Genomic DNA, 23,489 nt, shown 5'->3' with positions numbered 1-23,489 from the left:
CAATCCCCACCACTCCCCGGGGCTCTGTCCAACGATATGTCGCCGTGTCTTGAGGAGTGGGGGCGACAGGAGCGGCGAACTGCGCTGGCGCGACTCATGACCGCCCGGGCTCATGTGCGCAAGGGTCCACTACAGCGAGGCAGAGTCGAGCAAGAGGAGCCGGCCGTTCGTCATGACCATCACCCTAGTTGTGGCCAGGTCACCGGGCTGCGTCAGAAGGCACCAGCCAGGGTCCCCGCCGCGACAGCGGCAACGGCGAGCGACAGCAGAGACCAGACGATGACGTCCCAGATCGTGCGCCAGGAACCCGCGCTCACCCGGACGATGCGCACCGCGCCAGTCACAAGCAGAACGAGCCCCGTCATCGGTCCGAGGGCGATGGTGCCTGCGAATGTCGCGAGGTCGCGGGGTGTGAGGGTGCACCCGAACCCGAGGCCCTCACACTGGCCGTTCGCGTTGCTGTCCGGTGCGAGGAAGTACCAGGCCGCCCATGCGACCCACAGCAGGGCGAGGCAGACGAGGACGATGAGTGAGCCTCGCGGCCGACGAGATGCCTGCATGTGGGTGGACATGTCCTGCATCGTGCCCCGAAATGACTAGGGTTGGCGTCGTGGAGGACCTGGACCGCAAGATTGTGGAGCAACTCGCGACGGATGGTCGGATGAGTTACACCGATCTCGGTCGTGCCCTGGGCATGTCGACCTCTGCGGTGCACCAGCGAGTCCGACGTCTTGAGAAGCGCGGTGTCATCAAGGGCTACACGGCCCGGATCGACCATGCCGCCCTTGGTGTCGCGATGACTGCCTTCATCGCGATCACCCCTCTGGACCCTGCTGCTCCGGACGACATCCCCGACCGGTTGCGTGACGTGGCTGCAGTTGAGGCATGTCACTCCGTCGCAGGCGACATGAACTACATCCTCAAGGTCCGCGTTGCCACGCCACTCGAACTCGAAGAGCTCTTGGCGACCGTCAGGGCCAAGGCCAATGTCTCGACGAAGACGACGGTCGTCCTTTCGACTCCCTGGGAGTAGACGCTCCGAAGAAGGTTTGTATGCCGTCCACCCCGATCCCGCTGTCGGTGCGGCATCCCGTTGGTCGACTGAACTGCGGGGGCGGTCGCCCGTGATGTGCATTGTCGGTGGTCGCAGGTAGCGTTCTGATGACCGACCGTGGTCGGCGTTCGAGGTGTGCCATTTGCCGTGAATTCTGTTGGGACAGTGGAGAATTCACCCGGAATTGGGCTGTGGACAAGCAGGATTGTCGAACGTGAGTTCGATAGGGTGTGGGGTATGGACATGGAGCAGTCGGCGGGGCCGGTGGCGCAGTTGCGCGCGGTCCTGATGGCTGCCCGGGACGGACTGTCGGGGGTCGGGCCGGCGTTGGCGTCGTTGTCTGCGGCCGAGTTGGCGGAGGTGATGACTCTCAGTGATGAGGTGAAGGCTCAGGTCGGGGCGGTGCAGGTGCGGGTCGTGGGGGAGGCGGCCTCGCGCGGTGAGTTCACGGCGGCTCGTCGTGGGGTCGGGTCGGGTCAGGCGTGGGTGCGTGAGCATGCGCCGTCGTTGCGGCAGGGTGGTGCGGGGCAGGTGGCGCAGTTCGCTCAGGAGGCGGCGGCGGCGACCCCGACCGGGTCGTGGGTGGACGGGGGTCCGGTGGCGGGGGTGTATGCGGACCCGGAGCGTCCCGAGGGGGTGGTGTGGGCTCGGGTCGTCACCGGTGAGGTGGGGCCGGAGTTGGCGTTGGCGACGTTGCGGGAGATGGGCAAGCTCAAGGACCGCCTGGTGGCGGAGGCGATCCCGACGGTGGCGGGGGCGATGCTGGATCACGGGTCGCGGTTCGGGGCCGGGGACACGAGGCGGGTGAGGGCGGCGTTGTTGGCGAAGTACGGGGCCGAGGGCGAGTTCGACGAGAAGCAGAAGCGGTTGCGGGCGGGGGCGTACTTGTCGTCGCCGCAGGTCGCCGACGGGGACGTGTCGGAGTATCGGATGGGGTTGACGCCGGAGCAGGCGGCCCGGCTCGAGGCCGCGATCGGGCCGTTGAGCAAGCCGGTGCCGGACCCGGTGACGGGGGAGGCGGATCTGCGCCCGGCCGGGCAGCGCCGGGTCGAGGCACTGCATGCGGTCCTCGGGAAGGCGGTCGGTGCGGATGCGGCCGGGGCGGCGGCGCCGGGGGGTGCGGCCACGGTGGTGCACGTGTCCATCACGCTCGCGGAACTGCTCGCGGGACTGGCCGGCCTGACCCGGGACACCACCAGCGAGTCCTGTGGTGCGGGCGGGTCGGTGTTCGGCGCCGGTGTCGACGCGCAGGCCGAGGCGTCCGCCGAGGGTTCAGGTCCCGCGGGTGGTGCGGGCGCGCCAGCGGGTGCCGGCTTGGTGATGGGGTCGCGGGTGCAGGGCACGATGTTGGCGCCGTCGGTGGTGCGGCAGTTGGCGTGTGACGCCGATGTGATCCCGGTGGTGCTCGGGGCTGAGGGTGAGGTGCTGGATCTGGGGCGGGCGACCCGGTTGTTCACGCGGGGTCAGCGGCGGATGTTGTGGCACCGGGACCGGGAGTGCACCTTCCCCGGGTGTGGCATGCCCTCGAGTTGGGCGCAGGCGCATCATCTGGTGCATTGGGCCGACGGGGGCCCCTCGGACGCAGTCAATGCGGCGTTGTTGTGCCAGCGGCATCACACGCAGGTCCATGAGCAGCGCCTGATCGGCACCGTGGGTGCCCCGGACGAGTGGGGGCGGTGCGTGACCTGGGATCTGACCCCGGGCAGCTACGACCGCGAACTCGCCGCCCGGTTGGCGCAGTTCCGGCGAGCCCGCGAGGGGATCGACGACCTCGACGACAGCACCTTCGATGCGGCTGGCACTGGAGGACGGGGACACCGTCGACGGCCACGGCCACGGTTGGACACTGGACCCTCCGAGGGGTGGGTCTCAGCGGCACCCGATGACGTGAGCGACGACCTCGTCGCCGACCTCGAAGCCGACCACCTCGCAGCAGGCCGCGCCGACTGGCTCCACGACCTGTCCGGCCACGACGAGCTGCCCGGCCACGACGACCTGCCCTGGGACATCCCGGCCTGATCATCCGCTTGCCCTCGTCAGGGGCACTGCTGATGAGGATTGAGCTGACCTCAGATCGTCAGCGTTCTGCCCCGCCCCTGGTGCGCTGTGGATAACTCTGCGGCGCCTTCGGCGATTTTCGGCACGATCCCTGCATGACCTTCGAGAACCTTCCGAACAACTGGCCGGACCTCCCGCTCGACGACCCCGACCTTCGCGCCGATGTGGTCGATCTGGTGGTCTCCTACCGCGATCGCCTCGCCGGCTGCCTCGCACTCCTCGCACTGGACGAAGTTCACCTCATCATGGGCGAGCCCATCGTGATCGCCGAGATGGGTGAGCGTGGACCTGCGGACGTGCACGAGGTCCTCACGGCCCTCTTCGAACACGGCAGGCCCCCCGGCCTCGTCGCGGCACTCGGCCGACCGGGTCCACCCCGATTCACGGACGGCGACCGCGAGTTGCATCAGGCGCTGGTCGAGGTGTGCCGCGCCCAGGAGGTCGAGTTGATCGCGACCTACGTGGCCTCCGAGAGTGCCGTTCGCGAGTTGCCCGATCATCTCAGGCTGGCGTCGTGACGACTCTCGCTCAGCGGGCGATGGCCGACTGGGTGGCATGCGTGACGGTGACGAGGTCGGCCGGCGCGAGCTCGATGTCGAGTCCGCGACGCCCGCCCGAGACGAGCACGGTGTTGTGCTGATGGGCCGACACGTCGACCACGGTCGTCAGTTCTCGCTTCTGGCCAATGGGGGAGATGCCGCCCACGACATAGCCCGAACTGCGCTCTGCCGCAATGGGATCCGCCATGGCGACCTTCTTCACGCCCAACGCTGAGGCAAGCGCCTTGAGGTCTAGGCTCTTGTCCACGGGAACCACGCCGACAGCCAGTCCGGCCCCGGTGTCGACGAGCAGCGTCTTGAAGACGCGTCCGGGTTCGACACCCAGGGCCTGGGCTGCTTCGAGACCAAACGACTCGGCCGCAGGGTCGTGCTCATAGGCGCGAACGGCATACGGGATCTTGGCCTTGGTCAACGCGGCGGTCGCCGGAGTGCCGACGGAGCCACCGCGGTCCTTGCGTCCCATGACGCGAAGAGTATGCCGTCCGCGCGCCTACGTCAGGTGAGGTCTCGTGCCGAGGCCTCACGGCTCGCACCCGCACCGGCGAGGGCAGCAGCGTGCACCTGGTCCACGTCCGTGTTGGTGCGCCACCACTCCTGACCCGACTCGGGGAGCGTATAGATCGGGTCGTAGTAGACGTACTCGCGGGAGAGCGCCTGTGCGTCCTCACCCTCGATCGAGGTGCGGTAGTTCTTGCGCCAGAAGGACATTCCCTTGTCGCGGTCATAGCTGTCGACCTGGTGCACCCAGCGTTTTCCGACGAAGGGCACGTCGCAGACGATGCGCGGCGTCGCGAAACCGGGGAGGTATCCCATGATCGAGTGCTGCAGGTGCTGCGCCTCGTGGAGGGCGAGTCGCCAGTGCTCCGAGAACGGGATCATGTCGCACATGTAGAAGTAGTACGGCGTGATCATGGCCTCGTCCTGAAGCGCGAAGCACAGGTCGAGCAGGCTCTCGCTCGAGTCATTGATCCCGCGCATCAGGACGCCCTGGTTGCGGACGTCACGAACACCTGCCTCGAGCATTGCCTTGGCCGCGTCCGCCACGAGCGGCGTGACCGAGTTGGCGTGGTTGACGTGCGTGTGGATCGCGAGGGAGACCCCGCGCGAGCGCGCCAGGGCAGACACGCGAGCGACGCCCTCGACGACGTCGGGCTGGAGCCAGTGCTGGGGGAGACCCATGAGGGCCTTCGTCGCGAGACGGATGTCACGAATGTTGTCGATGCGCAGCAACTTGTCCAGGAAGCCCTCGAGGTTCTTCCACGGCATGTTGGCGACGTCGCCACCCGAGACGACGACATCGCGGACCTGCGGGGTGCGCTGGAGGTAGTCCAGCATCGCCGCGTGGCGGTCGACCGGCTTGCCGGCCAGCTTGAGCTTGACGATCTGCGGGGTCGAGTTGCCCACGAGGTCCATGCGGGTGCAGTGGCCGCAGTACTGCGGACACGTCGGCAGCATCTCGGCGAGGACCTTGGTGGGGTAGCGGTGCGTCAGACCCTCGACAGCCCACATGTCATGCTCGTGAAGGCTGTCGCGAGCAGAGAACGGGTGTGACGCCCAGTCCGTCCGACGGTCACTGAACACCGGGAGCATGTAGTGGCGCACCGGGTCGGCCATGAATGCTTCGGTGAAGTCGATGCCAGCGGCTGGCATCGGCTCGGACGTCGACGGGACCATCGTGTTGACCATCTGCGGCGGCACCAGCATCGACATCGTGGCGCGCTCGGCCTGGTCGCGCTCGAGGTCGGCATAGAACTCGTCCGTGAGCAGGTCGCCCATGAGCTCGCGGAGCTGCGCGATGTTCTTGACGCAGTGGGCGCGCTGCCACTGGGCGGACTCCCAGTCGGCGCGGGTCACGTCGCGCCACCCCGGGTAGCGGGTCCAGTCGGGCTCGATGAGCTCCGTGCGCCGGTACACGTAGGGCTGCTCGATGTTCGTCGTCATATCTGCGAGGATACGGACAGATCACTCATTCGTCACACTTGTGCCGCAATATTTATCGTTGCGTGTCGCAGGACAGGAGAACTTTCGTGCTCGCGTCGACCGTGTCACCCGTGTCCGGCCCGTCCTCACCCTTCGGCGTTCACCGTGTCCTCGAGCCGGCCGGGGAGTCCCTGCCCCAAGCGGCGCGTGTGCTCGACCCCCGTCCGCAGATCTGGCCGGACGAGGTGCGCATCGACATCGAGACCTTGAACCTCGACGCAGCGTCCTATCGCCAACTGCACGACAAGCACGCCGGCGACGGAGCCGCGATCCGCGACGAGGTCCTGGCGATCGTGGGGGAGCGCGGCAAGATGCAGAACCCCGTGACGGGCAGTGGCGGCATGCTCATCGGCACCGTTGCCGAGGTCGGCCCCGAGTCGCCCCTGGGACTCGCCGTCGGCGATCGCGTTGCGACCCTCGTGTCCCTGTCCCTCACGCCGCTTGAGATCAGTGACGGGCTCGAGCGATGGGACGGCCAGGGGGAGCGCATACCCGCCGCGGGGCACGCCATCCTGTTCGGTCGGTCGATCGCGGCCAAGCTCCCCGACGACCTGGCGCCTGAGCTCGCGCTCATGGTCATGGACGTCTGCGGCGCACCTGCGCTCGTGTCACGGACCATCAAGGGGTATGCCGGCCGTTCGCCTTCCGATGTCGACTCCCCGTCCAAGGACGGCCCGTCTGTCGTCGTGCTCGGAGGGGCGGGCAAGTCGGGGTCGTTGTCCTTGGCGGCAGCGGCAGACGCTGGTGCAACCCGTCGGGTGGCGGTCGTTCGTGATGCGTCGGAGGCCTCACTGCTCGAAGGGACCGGCTTGGCCACTCACGTGGTGGTCGCTGACGCGCGAAACCCACTCGGGCTCGCCGAGGCCGTTCAGTCGGCGGGTGGTCCCGCAGACCTCACCGTCGTCTGCGTCGATGTCACCGGCTGCGAGCAGCCGGCAATCCTGACAACCGCCGACGGTGGCACGGTCATCTTCTTCTCCATGGCGACGAACTTCGCGGCCGCTGCCCTCGGTGCCGAGGGGCTGGCCGCCGACGTGACCATGCTCGTGGGCAACGGCTACGTGCCGGGCCACGCGGCATACGCACTGGAACTTCTGCGCGGGAACGCGGCAGTGCGCGAACTCTTCGAGAGTCGGCTAGAGGACTGACGTCAGCTCGACTTCACCGGGTGCGCTGTAGCGACGGCGAGGCTTCGGACCTCGTCAGCCACGAGGTCCGGCCCCGCGAGGGAGCCTGAGACGCAAGAATCTCGGTTGTGGGCGTGATCGGGGGACTTGGGCGGACATACAAGGGCATGACCACCACGACAGAACACGATGAGCCGCCGGGGCAGATCCCTGAGCGGACTGCCGCGTTGTTCCGCCAACACGCAGCTCGCGTCTACGCCTACGCGCGGCGACATGTCGAGGAGAGTCACTGCGACGATGTCGTCTCGGAGACCTTTCTCGTCGCGTGGAGGCGACCGGACCAAGTGCCGGAGGAGCCATTGCCGTGGTTGCTCGTGGTCGCGCGCAACGTCATCGCCAACCAGCGACGCACGAACCGACGTGCGGACGATCTCTGGTTCGCCGCGGTCCGGCAGGGGTGGACCGCGACGAGCCCATCGGCTGACCAGTCGCTCATCGAACGCGAGGCCATGATCGGCGCGCTCGAGTCCTGCACCAGGGCCGAGCGCGAGGCCCTCCTGCTGACTGCGTGGGACGGGCTCACCCCCGAGCAGGCAGCGGCGATCGCCGACTGCTCGACAAGGGCCTTCACCGTGCGCCTGCACCGCGCCCGGACCCGACTCCGAGCCGCTCTCGCCGCACAGGATCTGCACAGCACGGAACCCATCCAGACGCACCACGAACCGGCGGAGGGGTCCGTTCGCGCCACCACTCGACTTGCCCAGGAGATGTCATGAACACCACCGACCACGATTCCCGCGACCCGCTCGACCTCTTGACCACGGCCCGCCCCACCGACGCCTCGCTGGACACGACATGGTCGAGCACCCGCTCCGAAGGCGCTCTCGCGACCATGCAGCGGCTCGCCGAGAGCGACGGCAAGCAGGCATACGTGTCCCGGCTGTCACCGCGTCGGCGCACCACTCGTCGCTGGGCCGCCCTGGGCGGCGTGGCAGCAGCCATGGCGTTCGTGGCTATCGTCGCCCCGGCGCTCCTTGGACGTGGGTCAACGTCCGCCACCGCCGCGATCACACCGTTGATTTCGATTGCGGAAAATGCGGACCCGGTGGTCATCCCCGCGGGGCACTTCCTCCATCTGGTCACCGTTGAGAACCCGGATGGGCTGCCGCCTGGCTCGGCGGGGGATGCGCCGCTCACCAGGGAGAGTTGGATGAGCTCGGACGGTCACTTGTGGCGGCGCACCAGCCCGCCTAGCGGCCGCGTTGTCCTTGAGGACCTTGGGGCCCAGGATGGTAATGCCCTCCACCTGCCCCAGTCGGTCTCCACCCTCGAACTCCCAACCGACGCCAACGCCCTTGAAGCGTTCCTGCGGCGCCGTGTTCAGGGATCGAGTTCTCAGAACGAGGCCGTTTTCGAGGCGATCGCAGCGTTGTCGCGAGCCGGGGATCTTCCGCCAAGGGTGCGAGCCGCGTCTCTGGAGGTGCTGGCGAGTTTGCCCGAAGTCACCGCAGCAAAGGTGTCCGTGGCGGGTCAGCGGGTGGTTCGCGTTGAGTTTGCGGACGACTCGATTCGCAAGGATGAGACCAAAGTGATGCTTTTCGCTTCCACTACGGCCAATTTGCTGGAAGAGGCACAAACCTCCCGTGGCGAAACGAACTACAGATCAGTGATCACGCGCCGAGAGGTCGTCGCCGCCATGCCGCCTGGTCTGGCCGATCAGGCCCGCCGGCAGGAGGCCGCTCGCACGAAGTGGATGACTCGATGCAACGGTCCTGACGCCATCCCCAACAGCCCCGACTGCGTGAAGAAGCCGATAGGCATTAACTGACTCGCGCCCACGAGGGAGGATTTCCGGTCCAGCGTGTGCTGGGCCGGAAGTCCTCCCTCTCACTGCTAGATTTGCCGCGTGTCTTCGCGTACCAAGCCCCTCCTCGAACTCGACAAGGCAGACGTCCGACGGGCCCGCTCCCTCGCCCGCAAGGTTGGCAAGCCGGTCGTCGACATCGCCTCCCGCCACACGACCGTGTCGGTCGAGCGCGCAACGCTGCGCCTTGCAGGCCTCGCTGGCGCAGACCACGATCGCGTCCCATGGGTCAACCACCTCGTCGACGCCGTGCGCGAGACGTCAGGCCTGGAGCACGGCGTGGCCCTGCCCGTCTGGGACGCCCTTCGCCGAGGGGTCGCACCCGACCTGCTGACCCTGGCCCAGAAGTCCAGCAGCCGCTCGGTCGACTTCCGGATCCCCGGAGGAAAGGACGCCACAGCGGCAGCCAAGCAGGCGCGCACGACGGTGGCGGCCGGCATACGGAGCATCGACAAGCAGCGAGCCCAGCGTGACCGGCTGATCAAGCGCCACGGTGACCCGAAGCAGCGCCCGTGGATCTATCTCATCGTCGCCACCGGCGACATCTACGAGGACATTCCCCAGGCGCAGGCTGCCGCCCGAGAAGGTGCCGACGTCATCGCCGTCATCCGCTCCACCGGGCAGAGCCTCCTCGACTACGTGCCCGAGGGCGCGACGCGCGAGGGATACGCCGGCACCTACGCCACCCAGGAGAACTTCCGGCTCATGCGGGCGGCGCTCGACGAGACGAGCAAGGAGCTCGGCCGCTACATCCGCCTGACGAACTACGCGTCCGGGCTGTGCATGCCCGAGATCGCCACCCTCGCCGGACTCGAGCGGCTCGACATGATGCTCAACGACTCGATGTACGGCATCCTCTTCCGCGACATCAACCCGATCCGCACGTTCGTCGACCAGCGGTTCAGCCGCCAGATCCACGCGCGCGCCGGGATCATCATCAACACCGGCGAGGACAACTACCTCACCACGAGCGACGCGGTCGAAGCGGCGCACACGGTGACGGTGAGCCAGTTGCTCAACGAGTACTTCGCCAAGGAGGCCGGCCTTGAGGACTGGCAGCTCGGGCTGGGGCACGCCTTCGAGATCAACCCCGACCTGCAGGACTCGTTCCGGATGGAACTGGCCCACGCGCTTCTGGCGCGCACGCTTTTCCCCGACGCACCGCTCAAGTGGATGCCTCCGACGAAGCACATGACCGGCGACGTCTTCCGCGGCAATCTGCTCGACGGCTTCTTCAACCTCGTCGGGACGCTCACCGGCCAGGGCATCCTCCTCGTCGGCATGATGACCGAGGCCGTGGTCACGCCGTGGATCTCCGACCGCGACATCGCTCTCCAGAACGTCCGCTACGTGCTCAACGCAGCCGGTGGCCTCACCGAGGACTTCCACCCGCCGCGTGACGGCTTCATCCAGACGCGAGCGCGCCACGTCCTCGGCGAGGCCATCGACCTGCTCGAGGAAATCGCCGCCGAGCCGGGCAAGGCGCCACTGCTCGAGGCCATCGCCGACGGCACCTTCGGTGAGATGAAGCGCCCCGCCACCGCCGGCAAGGGTCTCGACGGTGTCGTCGAGCGGGCCGACGGCTTCGTCAACCCAGCGATCGACCTCCTCGAGACGGGAGCCACCCGATGAGCCCTGTGAAGCAGCCGTTGCCGGAGGTCACGGAGATTCCGAAGGTCATTCGTCCCTACGGCGACCAGACCGGTGACGGCATGGTGCAGGTGTCCTTCACCCTTCCCATGCCTGGCGGCAAGCGTGCCGAGGGGGCAGCCCTCCAGCTCGCCGGCAAGATGGGCATCGAGCCGGCCATCGTGGTGCACAGCAAGCCGATCGGCGACGGATTCACCTTCTTCGTCGTCTACGGCTCGGTGAAGCACCTCGTCGAACCCGGCCTCGTCGAGGTCGTCGAGCGGGAGTTCCCGCTGCTCTCCGGCAAGGAGATCAACACGGCAATCAAGCGCCACCTGCGCCGCAAGCTCGTCGTCGTCGGGGCATGCATCGGCACCGACGCCCACACCGTCGGCATCGACGCGATCCTCAACATCAAGGGCTTCGCGGGGGAGAAGGGCCTCGAGTACCACCGCGAGATCAAGGTCGTGAACCTCGGCGCCCAGGTCCTCGTCCCCGACCTCGTCGAGCGCGCCCGCGCCGAGAAGGCCGACGCCGTGCTCGTGAGCCAGGTCGTCACCCAGCGCGACGCCCACATCCACAACACGACCGCGATGTCGGCGGCCTTCCGCGAAGCGTTCCCGGCAGGCAAGGTGCCGCACCTCGTCGTCGGCGGTCCGCGGTTCGAGGAGGGCTCGGCGGGATCGCTCGGCGTCGACCGCATCTTCGGTCGCGGGACGACGCCCGGCGAGGTCGCGAGCTATCTCGTCCACGCGCTCGTCGCGCCTCGTGCCACCGCGCACCAGACCAAGGGAGCATGACCACATGAGCGAGCCCACCGCGACCGTCGGTCAGAAGGTCACCCACCGCCATTACGTTCCCTACAGCCACGCGCACTACGCCGGCAACCTCGTCGACGGCGCCTACTCGTTGGCCGCGTTCGGCGACGTTGCGACCGAGATGTGCATCATCACCGACGGCGACGAGGGGCTCTTCGCGTCCTACAGCGACGTGCAGTTCCTCGCACCAGTGCGCGCCGGAGACTGCATCGAGATCGAGGCGACCCTTGTCCGGGTGGGTACGCGCAGCCGCGAGATGGAGTTTGCCGTGCGCGTCGTCGCGCGCGGCAACCCCGAGCGCGGGGAGTCCGCAGCAGACGTCCTCAATCCGCCTGTGGTCGCCACGACGGCACGCGGTGTCGTGGTGGTGCCACCGCGCTGAGGTCGGTGACCTACGGTGGCACCGTGCCACCGCGAATCCCGTATGCCGTCCGCGCCCTTCTCGCGGTCGCCGCCGGCCTGTTGCTCTGGTTGGCCTTTCCCGACCACAACCTCTGGTGGCTCGCCCCCATCGCGGTGGGCTTACTCGGGGTGGTTACCTACGACGTGGGCGGTCGGCGCGGGTTCGGCCTGGGCATGCTGGCCGGGTGGGCGTTCTTCGTCCCGGTGCTGTCGTGGTCGGGGATCTACGTCGGCAAAGTGCCGTGGTTCGCCCTTGCGACCCTCGAGGCGCTGTACTTCGGCGCCATGTGTGCGGTCGTCGGCTACCTGACCCAGAGGTGGCGGCACAAGCGGCCACGGACGGCGTACCTGGTGGTTCCGCTTGCCTGGGTGGCCCAAGAGTTTGCCCGAAGCAATACCCCCTTCGGCGGCTTCCCTTGGGCGAGGTTGGCCTTCAGCCAGGCTGACAGCCCTCTCCGCAATGTCGCGCAATGGCTTGGCGCGCCAGGGGTGAGCTTTGCTGTGGCGTTCATCGGGATGCTCCTCCTGATGGCCTGCGTCGAAAGTCAGCTCAACCGTCTGGCGATCCTCCCTTCTGCTGTGGGGATTGCGGTTCTTCTCGCCCTGCCGGCCGCCTCTACGCCCTCGACCGAGGGGCGGCAGGTCACCGTCGCCATGGTCCAGGGCAACGTGCCACGGCCCGGTCTGGAATTCAACGCCGAGCGCCGGATGGTGCTCGACAACCACGTTCGGGGGACCGAGGCCATTGCGGCACGGGTCGAGGAGGGTCTGGGGGAGCGCGTGCTGGAACCGCTCAGCCTGGTCGTCTGGCCCGAGAACTCCTCGGACATCGACCCGCTTCGCAACGCGGACGCGGGGGCCCAAGTGCAGCGCGCGGTCAGCTCCGTGGGTGTGCCCGTCATCGTGGGGGCCGTGCTCCAGGAGCCGGATCCCAACATCTCCAACGCGTCGCTTCTGTATCGGCCCGGGGGAGGAGAGCCCGAACGTTATGTCAAGAACCACCCCGTGCCGTTCGCGGAATACATCCCGTACCGCGACTTCTTCCGGAACTTCAGCGACAAGGTCGACCTCGTCACTCGGGACTTCGCCAAGGGCACGGAACTCGGCGCTTTCCGGATCGACGCACCCTCGGGAGCGTATTGGGCACTGCCGACGATCTGCTTCGAGGTGGCGTATGACGGCCTGATGCGCGAGTCCGTGACCCAGCCGGGCAAGGAGGCCAGCGTCCTCCTGGTCCAGACGAACAACGCCACCTTCGGATTCACGGCCGAGTCGGAGCAGCAGTTCGCCATCTCTCGAATCAGGGCCATCGAGCACGGTCGCTCGATTGCTCACGTGTCGACCGTGGGGGTGTCGGGCTTCATCGCACCCGACGGTTCAGTCACCGGGAAGACCGGTCTCTTCACGGCTGAACAGGGCATCGGTTCGCTCACGATCCGCACGGATCGAACGGTGTCTGACTGGCTTGGCCCGTGGCCCGAGCGTCTCGCCGTTGTGGCGCTCATCGCTCTCCTCATTGGAGCCGTTGCCGGGGGTCGATTGGATAGGGTCGATCGACCTGTTTCGGCGCGACCCACGAAGGACATCCTTGACTGAGCGTCCAGCCCTCGATCGCGTTGTCGTGCTCATCCCGACGTACAACGAGCGCGAAAACCTGCCGATGATCGTCGATCGCGTGAGGCGCGCCGTGCCCGAGGTCGACATCTGCGTCCTCGACGACAACTCGCCCGACGGCACGGGTGCAGTGGCCGACGAACTTGCGGCCGCGGACGACCAGATCCACGTCCTTCACCGCACCGGCAAGGAAGGGCTGGGGGCGGCATACCTCCATGGCTTTGCCTGGGCGCTCGACCAGGGGTACGACGCGGTCGTCGAGATGGACGCGGACGGATCGCACCGTCCCGAGGACCTGCACCTCCTGCTCGATGCCGCCCGAGACGCCGATGTCGTCATCGGATCCCGTTGGGTGAAGGGGGGCGAAGTCATCAATTGGCCGACCCACCGCAAGGTGCTCAGTGTCGGCGGCAACCTCTACACGCGGCTGCTGCTCGGCATGCATGTCAACGATGCGACTGCGGGCTTCCGGGTCTACCGTGCAGCGGCCCTGAGGGCACTCGACCTCGGAAGTGTGGAGTCGGCCGGGTACTGCTTCCAGGTCGACCTCACGCGTCGGGCGGTCTTCGCCGAGCTCACCGTCGTCGAGGTGCCAATCACCTTTGTCGAGCGCGAGATCGGTGAATCGAAGATGGATGGCGACATCGTGCGCGAGTCCTTGGGACGGATCACCGTCTGGGGAGTGCAGCGCCGGGGCGCGCAGCTGAGGGAACGGCTGGCGGGTCGCACTCGTTGGCACAAGTTGTGAACCACCCGATCGGCTCCACCCCGTACGCCCGACGTCAGCGACGCCCGCGCTGGCTGAACTTCGTCCTGATCGGCCTCGTCGTGGCGCCGATCATCGAGATCGCCGTGCTGGTGGCCGTGGGAAAGACCATCGGTGTGGCGTGGACGCTCTTGGCGCTCCTGACGCTCACAGTGCTGGGCACCTGGCTCATGCGTCGCGAAGGAGCTCGCACCTGGAAGGCTCTGCGCGAGGCATCGCAGACGGGTCGGATGCCCAGCCACGAGATTGCGGACGGCGCGCTCGTCCTCATCGGTGGCGCGTTCCTCCTGCTCCCTGGTTTCGTGAGCGATCTCATCGGCCTCTTTTTCGTCCTGCCCTTCACCCGCGTTTTCGCTCGCCAAGTGCTCGAGGCATTCATCGCCAGTCGGGTCCTGGTCCGGGTGCCATTCCCGGGGGGAGATGGGCCGACCTCACCGGGTGCTCAGGGCACCATCCGCGGCGAGGTCGTCGACTGATCGTGAACGTCCCGGCGTTGGTCCGGGCGTGGGCGGCCGGCTTCGGTCCGGACTAGCCCTCAAACGCACGTATGCCGTGTGCCCGAGGCACACGGCATACGTGAAAGTGCTTGTGGGGGAGCGGAGCGATCAGGCGGACTTCTTCTTGCCCGGCTTCTCACCGCGCGAGGCACGCAGGAGGGTGAGCCGTTCCTCGAGGAGCTCCTCCAGCTCGGGGATCGAGCGGCGCTCAAGGAGCATGTCCCAGTGCGTGCGAGCCGGCTTCACCGGCTTCTGCTCGGGCTCGGGGCCACCACCCTGGAGCTTGGCCTCTTCGCCACAGCGGCATTCCCACACCGCCGGGATCTCGGCCTCGATCGAGAACGGCAACTCGATCTTGTGACCCTGGGGGCACAGGTAGGTCGTGATCTGCCGCTCGCTCGGGACGACGTTCTCATCCGTCTCCATGCTGAGGGCGCCGAGACGGCTGCCGCGCAGGCTGCGTTCTGCCATGGGGTAACTCCCAACGAATTCGTGGATCCCGGCGGATCGGTGCGGATGCCGGGTGTCACAGGGTGGAACGACCGGAGAACGTCCGTTGTTCCGAGCGCAGGCGATAACCTCGCCGATGCCCCGAGCGGGGCGCGTCCCCCTGTGACTGGTTTCACGCCCTGACGGCGCGACACATCAGGATAGCGGAATCGGGACGGCTGGCGCACATCGAACATGGCGCCTGCACACGGGGGTGTGACTCAGACAACAGTCGGCACCTCGTTGCCTGCCTCCTGAATCCCACGACGCATGTCGACCTTCGCCAGCAGGAGACCACCGACCACGAAGAACACCATCAACGCGAGGATCGCGGGACGGTAGGAGTCGGTGACCTGGTGCACCACACCGAAAATGACGGCCCCGAACCAGCTCGTACCGCGCTCGAGGGCCTGGTAGAGGCTGAAGAACTCAGCCTCACGGTCGCGCGGGACGAGCTGCGAATACATTGAGCGACTCAGGGCCTGAGTTCCACCCATGACCAGACCGATGCCGACGCCCAGGGCGAAGAGTGCCGCGAGGGCCCTCTCCGGGACGAAGAACGCCGCGACGATCACGAGCAGCCACATCGTGATGCCGCCCAAAACGGTCCGCCAAGCGCCGATTCGCCTCGCGATCTGACCGAAGATCAGGGCGCCGCCGAAGGCCACGAACTGCACCATGAGGAACAGTGTCAGCATCGTGGTCTCGGAGAAGCCGAGCTCGGCCGTGCCATAGAGGCTCGACTGCCCGATGACGGTCTGGATGCCGTCGTTGAAGAACATGTAGGCGACGAGGAAGAGCAGGGTCTGCGGGAGCGCCCGAAGGTGCCGGAAGGTGTCCCGGAGCTGGCGGAAGGTGCCCCCGACGACGCCGGCCTTGGCAGCAACCACAGGTCGCTCGACCCCGCGCATCTGCCACATGCCCAGGATCGGGATGAGGGAGAAGAGGCCCCACCACAGGCCCGCCATCAGCATGCTGATCCGGACGGCCTGCCCCGTCCCCCCGAACGAGTCCGCGTTGCTCAGCATGAGGAAGTTCACCGCCAGCAGCAGACCGCCGCCGAGGTAGCCCAGAGCCCATCCTCGTGAGGACACCTTGTCGCGGTCGTCAGGGTGGGCGATGCGCACAAGAATGGCGTCGTAGACCACCAAGGAGGCGCCCAGGGCAATGCTCGCAACCATGAGCAGGACCACGCCCAGCCCCCAGTTCGTGCCCTCGACGAAGAACATCGATGCGGCAGCAGTGGCCCCGATTGCGGCGAAGAGCGCCATCAGACGGGCGGGGTGCTTCGTGCGGTCGGCGATGGCTCCGACGAAGATGAGAAGGAGCGCCCCGACGAACGTGGAGAGAGCGACCGTGTAGGGGTGGAGGGAGCCCGGGTCGATCGGCACGCCCAGGACGTTGAGGTCGGTGGTGCAGTCGGCACCGTCGGCGAGTCCCGGGCAGGCCGCCTCAGTGGCAATGGCGGTGAGGTAGGGCCCGAAAAGAACGGTGGCAGTCGTGGTCACGAAGGCCGAGTTGGCCCAGTCGTACCAGTACCACGGCCGTTGGTATTGGGCGTTGGTCTCGTAGTCCTCTGCCACCGAGGCTGCCGACTGCATCGTCATGTGCCGAACTGTCGCACACCGACCGGACCGAGGGGGCGAGTATGCCTACTCAGCCTGCGAACTCCCAGTGCCACGGTTCCGGTGTCGCGCCGCCAGGGCCTGCCCAGCTGGGGTGGAACCAGCCGTAGAGGGGGGCGTTCTGCTTCATCCAGAGGTGAGCAGGCGAGCCGAAGTTGTTGATTCCACCGCACAGGTCCAGCGCCATCCCCAGACCGTGACGGCTGGTCCCTGGGCGCGCAGCGAATCGTCCACGCTTCGCCTTGGTCACGTACTGGCGGCTGAGCGAACGGTACGAATCGTTGACGCAGATCGGGCTGCCGGTCTGTCGGGCGTAGGCCTGGCTCATGGCGTTGAACGCGGCCGCGGCTCGTGGAGCCAAGTTCTCGCCGGGCGCCTGCCACAGCGGGCAGAGCGCGCTGGCGGGGTACATCCCGTTGGGGAACTTCGGAGTCGCGTTGCTGCAGGGCTTGCCGATTCCCGCCTTGACAGTGGGCGTGCTGAGCACCTTGGTCAACTTGGCGTAGGCCGCCTTGGCCTCGGGTGTCCGGATCCCCACGAGGTACTGGACCACCGGCCCGGCCTTGGCGATCTCGGCCGAGTTGGCCTTCTGGACCGCGCTCAACTTGGCCTGCTGGGCCTTGACGAGGACGTCGAGCTTGGCCTTCTCCGTCACGATCGTGGCAGCAGCGCGGGTCGCCGCCTTCTGGGCCTCGGCTCGGCTCTCGGTGAGAACCTTCTGCCGGGCCGCCAAGGTCCGGACCTCGTCGACGGATCGGACACGCTGGTCCGTGAGGTAGGAGAGGTCACCCAGCGGGTCGCCCACCTCGGCCTCCTCGGCGCGCATCGCATCGAGGACCGAGAGCATCTCGCCGCCCGTGCCACCCTCCGAGTACGCCTGGAATGCCCACTCGCGAACCATGGCGCGGGAGCGGTCGAGTCGGCCCTGGATGACACCCAACTCGACCTTCGCCTGGGCCGCAGACGTCGTAGCTGCCTGCTCCGCGGCCCGCGCCTCGGTGAGCGACTCAAGGAGTGCGTTCGACTGCGTCGCCATGGCCTGCAGGTCCTTGAGCGCCGTGGCGAGCACGGTGTTCGAGGCGGCGATCTTGGCCCAGAGCTGGTCAGCTGCAGCGATCTGGGTGGCCAACTGCGACGTGCTCAGCGTGACATCCGGGTCGAAGGAGCGTGGCCCATCATGGGACTCGGGACGTGGCGGCTGCCACGGCTTGGTGGGGGCCGGCGCCGGCTTGGGCTTCGACGGGGGAGTGGTGGCTCCCGGTTTCGCCGGGGTCGGCGTGGCGCTCGGCGACGCGGTTGTGGGCGTCGGGGTCGGCGTGGGAGTCCGCGTTACGGTGGTCGTCTTCTTGGGTGTCGGAGTCGGAGTCGGAGTCGGTGTGGGCGTCGGCGTCGGGCTCGTGGGTTCAGCCTCGGTCGCTGCCGTCGTCGGTGCCGGCTCGGTCACCTCGACCGGCGCAGCGGACGCCGCCGACAGGCTCAGCGCAACGGCAGCCGCAGATGCGGCCATCCCCGCCGCAAAGTGCGGCAGACGTCTCCGTTGCATCGTCGTCCATCCTTCGGGCGCATCCTGCGCCCCCTGCAGGACCGGGCATGACCCGGTGTTCTCACTTCACAGTAGAGGCAGGAGGAAGCCCTGTCAGCCAGAAGGGGTTTGTCCGATCGACGCTATGACCGCTCGGGCGAGAGCCGAATGGCCGGCATCGTTGGGATTGGTGCTTCCGTCGACCATGAGGTCGGGCTGGCCCACGAGCGGCTGCTGGGTGTCCAGGAAGGTCGCAGTGGCCTTCTTGGATGCCTCTTGGACGGTCTCCGTGAGCGGCGCGAGGTCGTCGGGGACCGGGCGGAGGTCCCACCAAGGGTTCACGACGTAGATCGTGGCCTCCGGGAGGGCCGCACGAAGGGACGTGAGGGTGTTGGACACAGCGGCGGCTACCTCCTGCTCGCCCATCCCAGTGTCGTTCCCACCGCCGCTCACGACCACGGTGGTCGGCTTGGCCTCGACGACTGCCTGCACGGAGTTCTGGAAGTTGGGGCAGGCCCGGTCACCGCACGAACCATCGGGTCCGGCCCGCAGATAGCCGGTTCGTGCGTGTCCGAGGTTCACCTCCGTGAGTCCCAGGTGGGTGGCGACCAGAGCCGTCCAGCGCTTGTTCTGGGCCGTGGCGCTCTTGCCTTCGGCGACAGAGTCGCCCAAGAAGACCACACTGCCTCCGGCAGCCGGGCGTGACGGCGAAGCGGTGGGGGAGCCGCTCGCGGACTGGCGGGGGGCCGCTGGCGGGGCGTCCGAGGTCGCATCCCGGCTGCGTAGGGAGAACCCGACGAGGACCAGCGTCAGGACGAGGAGCCCGGCCAGGGCGCCGTTCTCGAGACGACGGTTCATGGGGGCAGTGTTCCACGGCACGGACCGCGGCCGGATCGCAGACGCGCCGCCGCCGGGGATTCCCGCGCATCCGCCGTCCACAGGCCCGTGCCGATGCCGGTGGTTGTCCACAGGTGGGCGTCTGGGGCTGGCCTCAGGATCAGGTGCGGGCGCAGGCTGACCATCGACATGGAGCCAGAACGCGAAATACGGACAGGGGAGTGCGGGCGATGCCGACTCAGAATCCAGAACGTGGTCACCCGGTGAACAGCGTGCACCTCTCGGGGCGGGTCAGCGGCACCCCCGAGGCGCGAGTCCTACCGAGTGGAGACGACCTCGTCACTCTTCGCCTCGTCGTGCCGAGGCCGGCCGGTGGTCCCGTCGACACCATCGACCTCGCGTGCTGGTCCTCACAGGCGCGTCGCTCCGCGAGTCGGCTATCGGACGGGGACCACGTTCACGTCTCGGGAGCGTTGCGACGGAGGTTCTTCCGTACGCCAGGTGGAGCCGCCTCCCGATACGAGGTGGAAGTGTCCAAGCTGACCCGTCAGCGGGTCAGTGGGTGACCTTGAGCCCCACGACACCCGCGACGATCATCCCGACGAGCAGGATCCTCACCAAGGACGCCGGCTCCTGGCCCGTCGCCATGGCCCAACCCACTGTGCCGACCGCACCGATCCCGACCCACACGGCATACGCCGTGCCGATGGGGAGCTCCCTCATCGCGTATCCGAGACCGAGCATGCTGAGCACGAGCGCCACCGCGAAAGTCACGGTTGGCCCGACCCGGGTGAAACCCTCTGATCGACCCAGGGCGGTGGCCCACACGGCCTCCAGAACTCCGGAAATCGTCAGCACGATCCATGCCATGACGAATCACTCCTGTGGGCCGTCTTGTCGCGTCGCCGGGTACGGCACCCATCGTCCGGGAACCCGAATCGGGTTCTGCCGCAAGGGTGTCACACACGGGCAGGGGCAACAAACCGCTCTCGCGCGGACTCATCCCGCAGTGCAGAATCGGGGCGTGACCGAACCGACCACATCGTCCGTCTCCGCGGACCGCTTGCGGGACCTCGCCCTGCTACGGCGCGTTCGGGATCGGATGGACCGTGAGTTCGCGCAGCCACTGGACGTTGAAGCCCTGGCCCGTGACGTGCACATGTCTTCCGGACATTTGAGCCGGTCGTTCAAGGCGGCGTACGGAGAGTCGCCCTACAGCTATCTCATGACGCGACGCATCGAGCGGGCGATGGCGTTGTTCCGACGGGGGGACATGAGCGTGACGGACGTGTGTTTCGCCGTGGGCTTCTCATCCCTGGGCACGTTCAGCACACGCTTCGCCGAACTCGTGGGAATGCCACCAAGCACGTATCGACGGCGCGCGGGGGAGTCGGACGGCGAACTTCCCTCGTGTGTCACCAAGGCGGTCACCAGACCGATCAGGAATCGAGAAGCACGACCGCCGGCGCAGAACTAACGTCAGCCTCATGGACATCGCCATTCAGCACACGTTCCTTCCGCACACGGACCCTGACGCCTCGATGGCGTTCTACTGCGAGGCGCTTGGTTTCGAAGTGCTCAACGTCGTCGGCGAGGGCACGATGCGGTGGGTCACGATCGCGCCAGCGGGGACCTCCTCACCGTCGATCGTCCTCCATCCGCCTGCCGCCGACCCGGGCATCACCGAGGACGAGCGCAACACGATCGCCCAGATGATGGCCAAGGGAACGTTCGCCACGATCGTGCTGACCACACCGCGGCTTGAGGAGACGTTCGACAAAGCGCAGGCCACGGGGGCCGAGGTGACTCAGGAGCCGACCGACCAGCCCTGGGGTGTGCGGGACTGCGCCTTCCGCGATCCGGCCGGTAATCACGTGAGGATCAATCAGGCGTCGTGATACCGCGTGATTCTGCCGGAGGTTCGTGATCCACGCCTCGTGACGATTCGTCGCGGCGGCACGCTCACGGACGTCGATCACAGACTCATTGCCCTGTGGGCCGCCATGTGCGCCGAGCACGTCCTACACCTGTTCGAATCGACCTGTCCGGAGGATGGACGACCCCGCGCGGCGATCGAGCACGTGCGCGCGTGGACCGGCGGCCACGTCGCCATGATGACGGCCCGAGCTGCGGGCGGGCACGCCATGGGAGCGGCACGGAACCTGACGGGCGCAGCCAGGTTTGCGGCATACGCGGCAGGTCAGGCGGCATGCGTGCCGCACGTTGCAGAACACGATCTGGGCGGTGCGGCATACGCGATCAAAGCCGTGATGGCGACGGCTCGCGGTGACGACAGTGGGCGCCTCGGGCGACTCGAGCGGGACTGGCAACGTGAGCAGCTGCCCGACGAGATCCGTGCGCTCGTCCTCGACGATCAGCGGCGGCGCAACGACATCTGCTGGTCCGTCTTTGCTTGAATTGGAACGCCGATAATCAACATTATGTCAAGTAAGTGCAGTCGCCATGACGTCCGGCCCGCCACCCCTGGTCCCCCGCCGGAACCTCGGGGTGGCTACGACCGCCCGGCATTGCGCCGACTGACATCACTGGTCTTCGGCCGAGTCCGGGAGGTTCCGAGGCGCGGCATCGAGACCCTTGTGGTGGGTCCAGAGTTCACCAGCCCGCGTCGCAGCCGCATCAATGAGGCCTGCCAGCTCGGACCGGTCCGGAACCCGGAATGACGTGTAACCACCGCGCCCGCCAGCAACCGGACGCCCATAGGCCTTGGCAGCCACGTGCCCACTGGGAAGGAGCCGGATGTTCAGGGTCGTCAGGACGTACTCCTCGCCTCGACGCGAGTCCTTCCACTGCAACGCATCTGGCACGTCGACGTTGATGGCCAGGGCGCTCACGCGCAATTGGTTGGCCTCGAAGTCGTCCCGGTCACCCATGCGCTGCCTCCACGTCCGCCAGTGCCTCCTCGTCCGCCAGTGCCTCCTCGATCATGCGATGTCCCTGTTGCTCGAAGGTGACGTCGCCCTTGAGGTGGGCCCACACCGCTGTGCCGATGGCCTCTCGGAGTCGCTGGCGCTGCCAGCCGTCATCGAGTCGCGGGTCTGAGCCGTAGCCCTCGATGAAGCCGGCCTCAAGGTCACGGTTCCCCCGAAACTGTTGTGCGGCAAGCCTGGCGAAGTCGGTGAACGCCGGTCGCAGCGCGGCCCGCCCGAAGTCGATCGCCGACACTGTCCCATCGCTGATGACCCAGTTGCGCGGCTGCCAGTCGCCATGCGTCGGGACCAGCTCGCTGGCAGGCGTCGGCCACGCTTCGACGATCGCGCGCAACCGAGCCTCCACATCGGGTTGGATCCGGTGCTCCTTGTCCAGCCATGCCAGAGCCGCCTCCTGCTCCTGCTCCCAGTAGTCCTCGTCCGTGACGACGTGCTGTTCGTGGAGAGCGGCCAGCAGGGCGCCTGCCTGCCGATAGGTGTCCGGTTCGAACTCGGCACCACTCCCCTGCACGAGATCGCCTGGCACGAAGTCGGTCACGAGCAAACGCACCTCCTCGTCCACGTGACGAAGCCGTGGAGCCCGATCGGCCGCGACCCACGGGCCCAGCCACTCCCGGTGGGCTCGCAGCTCACGTGCGAAGTGCCCGTCCGTGGCGTCGCAGGCCTTGATGATGACGCGCCCACCTCCGGACAGCGCCTCAAGGACGATCGTTCCCGTCAAACCCCAACTGTGGTCCTTGAGGGCAACGACTTCGGGGAGCCACTCCCCCACAACAGCTCGCTGCTCCGCCGTCAGTCGAGCGATCAGATCCTCGTCGTGCCTCACGGAATCGGGCAAGGCGCACCCTCACAGCACGGGCGGATGTACCCGCACCCGTCACACCGTTCGTGCGAGGTTTCCCAGCGCATGAGCTGGCCACAGTTCGGGCAGGGTTCGGTCAGGTCGGCCATGGGAGTCACCCTAGGACGTCGCAGCAGGCACGATGAGAACCATGGCCCGTCTCCTTGTCGTCCACCACAGCCCGACGCGCGGAACCCGCGCCCTGCTCGACGCGGCGCTCGAGGGAACGCAGCACCCGGACATCGAGGGTGTGGACGTTGAGGTGGTCTCTGCTCTGGACGCCACGTCGGACGACGTCCTCGGAGCGGACGGGTATCTCCTCGGGACGCCCGCCAATTTCGGCTACATGTCCGGCGCGCTCAAGCACTTCTTCGACTCCACGTTCCTGGAGATCGGCGGCGCGCTGGATGACTCCGGCGGGGCCGACAACTCCCCCACCGCCGGTCCGACGGCGAAGCGGCCGTTCGGCCTCTGGGTCCATGGGCGCTACGACGTCACCGGTGCGGTTCGCTCCGTGACGTCCATCGTTCAGGCACTGGGCTGGCGTCAGGCATCGGACGTCCTGGAGGTCATGGGCGACGTCGACGAGGGCGCTCGTGCGCGGGCGACGGAGCTGGGAGGAACCCTTGCCGCCCTCCTCAGCCGGTGACGCTGCCAGCTGACCGGGGAACGAAGTCTTGACCCGGCATACCAACTCTTGACCTGGCCCGAACCCGGCGTTGACCGACGCTTCCTACGGTGGATGGTGCGGCGTTCGGCACGGACCAGGGAGTTCCGTCCTGACCGCCGCCACGCCCGGCTCGCCTCCTCCCGAGCAGGGCCGTCGTCACCCCCATCGGTCCACACGGCTCATGCACC

At 67.4% G+C, this 23,489-nt stretch carries 27 protein-coding genes and 1 riboswitch; of the genes, 17 read left to right on the top strand and 10 right to left on the bottom strand.

Going from position 1 to position 23,489, the window contains the following annotated elements; genetic code table 11:
* Positions 1–212: 212 nt before the first annotated feature.
* On the bottom strand, positions 213–572 hold the full coding sequence (locus N802_RS07975; RefSeq protein WP_035914368.1) for a hypothetical protein: 360 nt from the start codon (positions 570–572) through the stop codon (positions 213–215).
* 38 nt (positions 573–610) lie between these two features.
* Between N802_RS07975 and N802_RS07970 the strand changes: the two genes are divergently transcribed.
* The 3 genes from N802_RS07970 to N802_RS07960 all read left to right on the top strand — a co-directional run bounded on the left by N802_RS07970 (position 611) and on the right by N802_RS07960 (position 3,630).
* Complete coding sequence (locus tag N802_RS07970) at positions 611–1,033, top strand: Lrp/AsnC family transcriptional regulator (RefSeq protein ID WP_035914364.1); 423 nt, start codon at positions 611–613, stop codon at positions 1,031–1,033.
* Positions 1,034–1,291: 258 nt separating this feature from the next.
* Positions 1,292–3,073, top strand: coding sequence for an HNH endonuclease signature motif containing protein (locus N802_RS07965; RefSeq protein ID WP_035914360.1), 1,782 nt, complete (start codon positions 1,292–1,294; stop codon positions 3,071–3,073).
* A gap of 134 nt (positions 3,074–3,207) precedes the next feature.
* Positions 3,208–3,630: a hypothetical protein gene (locus tag N802_RS07960; protein WP_035914357.1), complete on the top strand. Its 423-nt coding sequence runs from the start codon at positions 3,208–3,210 to the stop codon at positions 3,628–3,630.
* Positions 3,631–3,640: 10 nt separating this feature from the next.
* On the opposite strand, the gene ybaK is transcribed toward N802_RS07960, so the two are convergent.
* Together ybaK and N802_RS07950 are read right to left on the bottom strand one after the other, a co-directional pair.
* Positions 3,641–4,135 carry a Cys-tRNA(Pro) deacylase gene (gene ybaK, locus N802_RS07955; protein WP_035914353.1) on the bottom strand — a complete coding sequence of 165 codons (495 nt, stop codon included), beginning with the start codon at positions 4,133–4,135 and terminating at the stop codon, positions 3,641–3,643.
* A gap of 32 nt (positions 4,136–4,167) precedes the next feature.
* Positions 4,168–5,613: a KamA family radical SAM protein gene (locus N802_RS07950; RefSeq protein WP_035914351.1), complete on the bottom strand. Its 1,446-nt coding sequence runs from the start codon at positions 5,611–5,613 to the stop codon at positions 4,168–4,170.
* Between the two features lie 86 nt (positions 5,614–5,699).
* Between N802_RS07950 and kdd the strand changes: the two genes are divergently transcribed.
* From kdd to N802_RS07905, 9 genes are all read left to right on the top strand, one after another.
* The gene (kdd, locus tag N802_RS07945; RefSeq protein ID WP_245613863.1) at positions 5,700–6,800 is read left to right on the top strand and encodes an L-erythro-3,5-diaminohexanoate dehydrogenase; all 1,101 of its coding nucleotides are present in this window, start codon (positions 5,700–5,702) and stop codon (positions 6,798–6,800) included.
* 146 nt (positions 6,801–6,946) lie between these two features.
* Positions 6,947–7,555, top strand: a complete 609-nt coding sequence (locus tag N802_RS07940; RefSeq protein WP_084072006.1) for an RNA polymerase sigma factor — start codon at positions 6,947–6,949, stop codon at positions 7,553–7,555.
* Positions 7,552–8,607: a hypothetical protein gene (locus N802_RS07935; protein WP_035914349.1), complete on the top strand. Its 1,056-nt coding sequence runs from the start codon at positions 7,552–7,554 to the stop codon at positions 8,605–8,607. The genes N802_RS07940 and N802_RS07935 overlap by 4 nt, the downstream gene beginning before the upstream one ends.
* A 78-nt stretch (positions 8,608–8,685) precedes the next feature.
* Entirely contained in the window at positions 8,686–10,275 is a 1,590-nt protein-coding gene (kamD, locus tag N802_RS07930) for a lysine 5,6-aminomutase subunit alpha (protein WP_035914347.1), read from the top strand.
* A complete protein-coding gene (gene kamE / locus N802_RS07925) occupies positions 10,272–11,072 on the top strand; it encodes a lysine 5,6-aminomutase subunit beta (RefSeq protein ID WP_035914343.1) in 801 nt (266 codons plus the stop codon). Before kamD ends, kamE begins: the two co-directional genes overlap by 4 nt.
* A 4-nt stretch (positions 11,073–11,076) precedes the next feature.
* The gene (kal, locus tag N802_RS07920) at positions 11,077–11,472 is read left to right on the top strand and encodes a 3-aminobutyryl-CoA ammonia lyase (RefSeq protein ID WP_035914340.1); all 396 of its coding nucleotides are present in this window, start codon (positions 11,077–11,079) and stop codon (positions 11,470–11,472) included.
* A gap of 23 nt (positions 11,473–11,495) precedes the next feature.
* Complete coding sequence (gene lnt / locus N802_RS07915; protein ID WP_035914539.1) at positions 11,496–13,088, top strand: apolipoprotein N-acyltransferase; 1,593 nt, start codon at positions 11,496–11,498, stop codon at positions 13,086–13,088.
* Complete coding sequence (locus tag N802_RS07910; RefSeq protein WP_035914338.1) at positions 13,081–13,854, top strand: polyprenol monophosphomannose synthase; 774 nt, start codon at positions 13,081–13,083, stop codon at positions 13,852–13,854. Before lnt ends, N802_RS07910 begins: the two co-directional genes overlap by 8 nt.
* On the top strand, positions 13,851–14,348 hold the full coding sequence (locus tag N802_RS07905) for an FxsA family protein (RefSeq protein ID WP_245613862.1): 498 nt from the start codon (positions 13,851–13,853) through the stop codon (positions 14,346–14,348). Before N802_RS07910 ends, N802_RS07905 begins: the two co-directional genes overlap by 4 nt.
* Before the next feature lie 129 nt (positions 14,349–14,477).
* On the opposite strand, the gene N802_RS07900 is transcribed toward N802_RS07905, so the two are convergent.
* From N802_RS07900 to N802_RS19380, 4 genes are all read right to left on the bottom strand, one after another.
* Positions 14,478–14,840: an RNA polymerase-binding protein RbpA gene (locus N802_RS07900; RefSeq protein ID WP_035914336.1), complete on the bottom strand. Its 363-nt coding sequence runs from the start codon at positions 14,838–14,840 to the stop codon at positions 14,478–14,480.
* 239 nt (positions 14,841–15,079) lie between these two features.
* Positions 15,080–16,465 (bottom strand): MFS transporter, encoded by a 1,386-nt coding sequence (locus N802_RS07895; protein ID WP_052109588.1) that lies wholly within the window; start codon positions 16,463–16,465, stop codon positions 15,080–15,082.
* Between the two features lie 49 nt (positions 16,466–16,514).
* Positions 16,515–18,026, bottom strand: a complete 1,512-nt coding sequence (locus tag N802_RS19385) for a D-alanyl-D-alanine carboxypeptidase family protein (protein ID WP_156971321.1) — start codon at positions 18,024–18,026, stop codon at positions 16,515–16,517.
* A 93-nt stretch (positions 18,027–18,119) separates the two neighbouring features.
* On the bottom strand, positions 18,120–18,863 hold the full coding sequence (locus tag N802_RS19380; protein WP_052109585.1) for an SGNH/GDSL hydrolase family protein: 744 nt from the start codon (positions 18,861–18,863) through the stop codon (positions 18,120–18,122).
* 209 nt (positions 18,864–19,072) lie between these two features.
* Here N802_RS19380 and N802_RS07880 point away from each other — a divergent pair, with 209 nt between their 5' ends.
* On the top strand, positions 19,073–19,408 hold the full coding sequence (locus tag N802_RS07880) for a single-stranded DNA-binding protein (RefSeq protein ID WP_035914528.1): 336 nt from the start codon (positions 19,073–19,075) through the stop codon (positions 19,406–19,408).
* On the opposite strand, the gene N802_RS07875 is transcribed toward N802_RS07880, so the two are convergent.
* Positions 19,398–19,712, bottom strand: coding sequence for a DMT family transporter (locus tag N802_RS07875; RefSeq protein ID WP_035914334.1), 315 nt, complete (start codon positions 19,710–19,712; stop codon positions 19,398–19,400). The genes N802_RS07880 and N802_RS07875 overlap by 11 nt on opposite strands.
* Positions 19,713–19,725: 13 nt before the next feature.
* Positions 19,726–19,791: riboswitch (guanidine-III (ykkC-III) riboswitch) on the bottom strand.
* A gap of 75 nt (positions 19,792–19,866) precedes the next feature.
* Here N802_RS07875 and N802_RS07870 point away from each other — a divergent pair.
* The 3 genes from N802_RS07870 to N802_RS07860 are packed head-to-tail and all read left to right on the top strand — an operon-like array spanning position 19,867 to position 21,259.
* Positions 19,867–20,319, top strand: coding sequence for a helix-turn-helix transcriptional regulator (locus N802_RS07870; RefSeq protein WP_245613861.1), 453 nt, complete (start codon positions 19,867–19,869; stop codon positions 20,317–20,319).
* 10 nt (positions 20,320–20,329) lie between these two features.
* On the top strand, positions 20,330–20,740 hold the full coding sequence (locus N802_RS07865; protein WP_035914331.1) for a VOC family protein: 411 nt from the start codon (positions 20,330–20,332) through the stop codon (positions 20,738–20,740).
* 6 nt (positions 20,741–20,746) lie between these two features.
* A complete protein-coding gene (locus N802_RS07860; RefSeq protein WP_035914329.1) occupies positions 20,747–21,259 on the top strand; it encodes a putative immunity protein in 513 nt (170 codons plus the stop codon).
* Positions 21,260–21,385: 126 nt separating this feature from the next.
* On the opposite strand, the gene N802_RS07855 is transcribed toward N802_RS07860, so the two are convergent.
* Both N802_RS07855 and N802_RS07850 read right to left on the bottom strand, forming a co-directional pair.
* The gene (locus tag N802_RS07855; RefSeq protein WP_035914327.1) at positions 21,386–21,733 is read right to left on the bottom strand and encodes a hypothetical protein; all 348 of its coding nucleotides are present in this window, start codon (positions 21,731–21,733) and stop codon (positions 21,386–21,388) included.
* Complete coding sequence (locus N802_RS07850) at positions 21,726–22,628, bottom strand: phosphotransferase family protein (protein ID WP_245613860.1); 903 nt, start codon at positions 22,626–22,628, stop codon at positions 21,726–21,728. Before N802_RS07850 ends, N802_RS07855 begins: the two co-directional genes overlap by 8 nt.
* 154 nt (positions 22,629–22,782) lie before the next feature.
* On the opposite strand from N802_RS07850, the gene N802_RS07845 reads away from it, so the two are divergent.
* Positions 22,783–23,280, top strand: coding sequence for a flavodoxin family protein (locus tag N802_RS07845; RefSeq protein WP_035914326.1), 498 nt, complete (start codon positions 22,783–22,785; stop codon positions 23,278–23,280).
* Positions 23,281–23,489 lie beyond the last annotated feature (209 nt).

The organism is Knoellia sinensis KCTC 19936, assembly GCF_000768705.1.
GTDB classification, from domain to species: domain Bacteria; phylum Actinomycetota; class Actinomycetes; order Actinomycetales; family Dermatophilaceae; genus Knoellia; species Knoellia sinensis.
The sequence above is the reverse complement of the archived record's forward strand: the minus strand, read 5'-3'. Positions and strand labels throughout refer to the sequence as shown.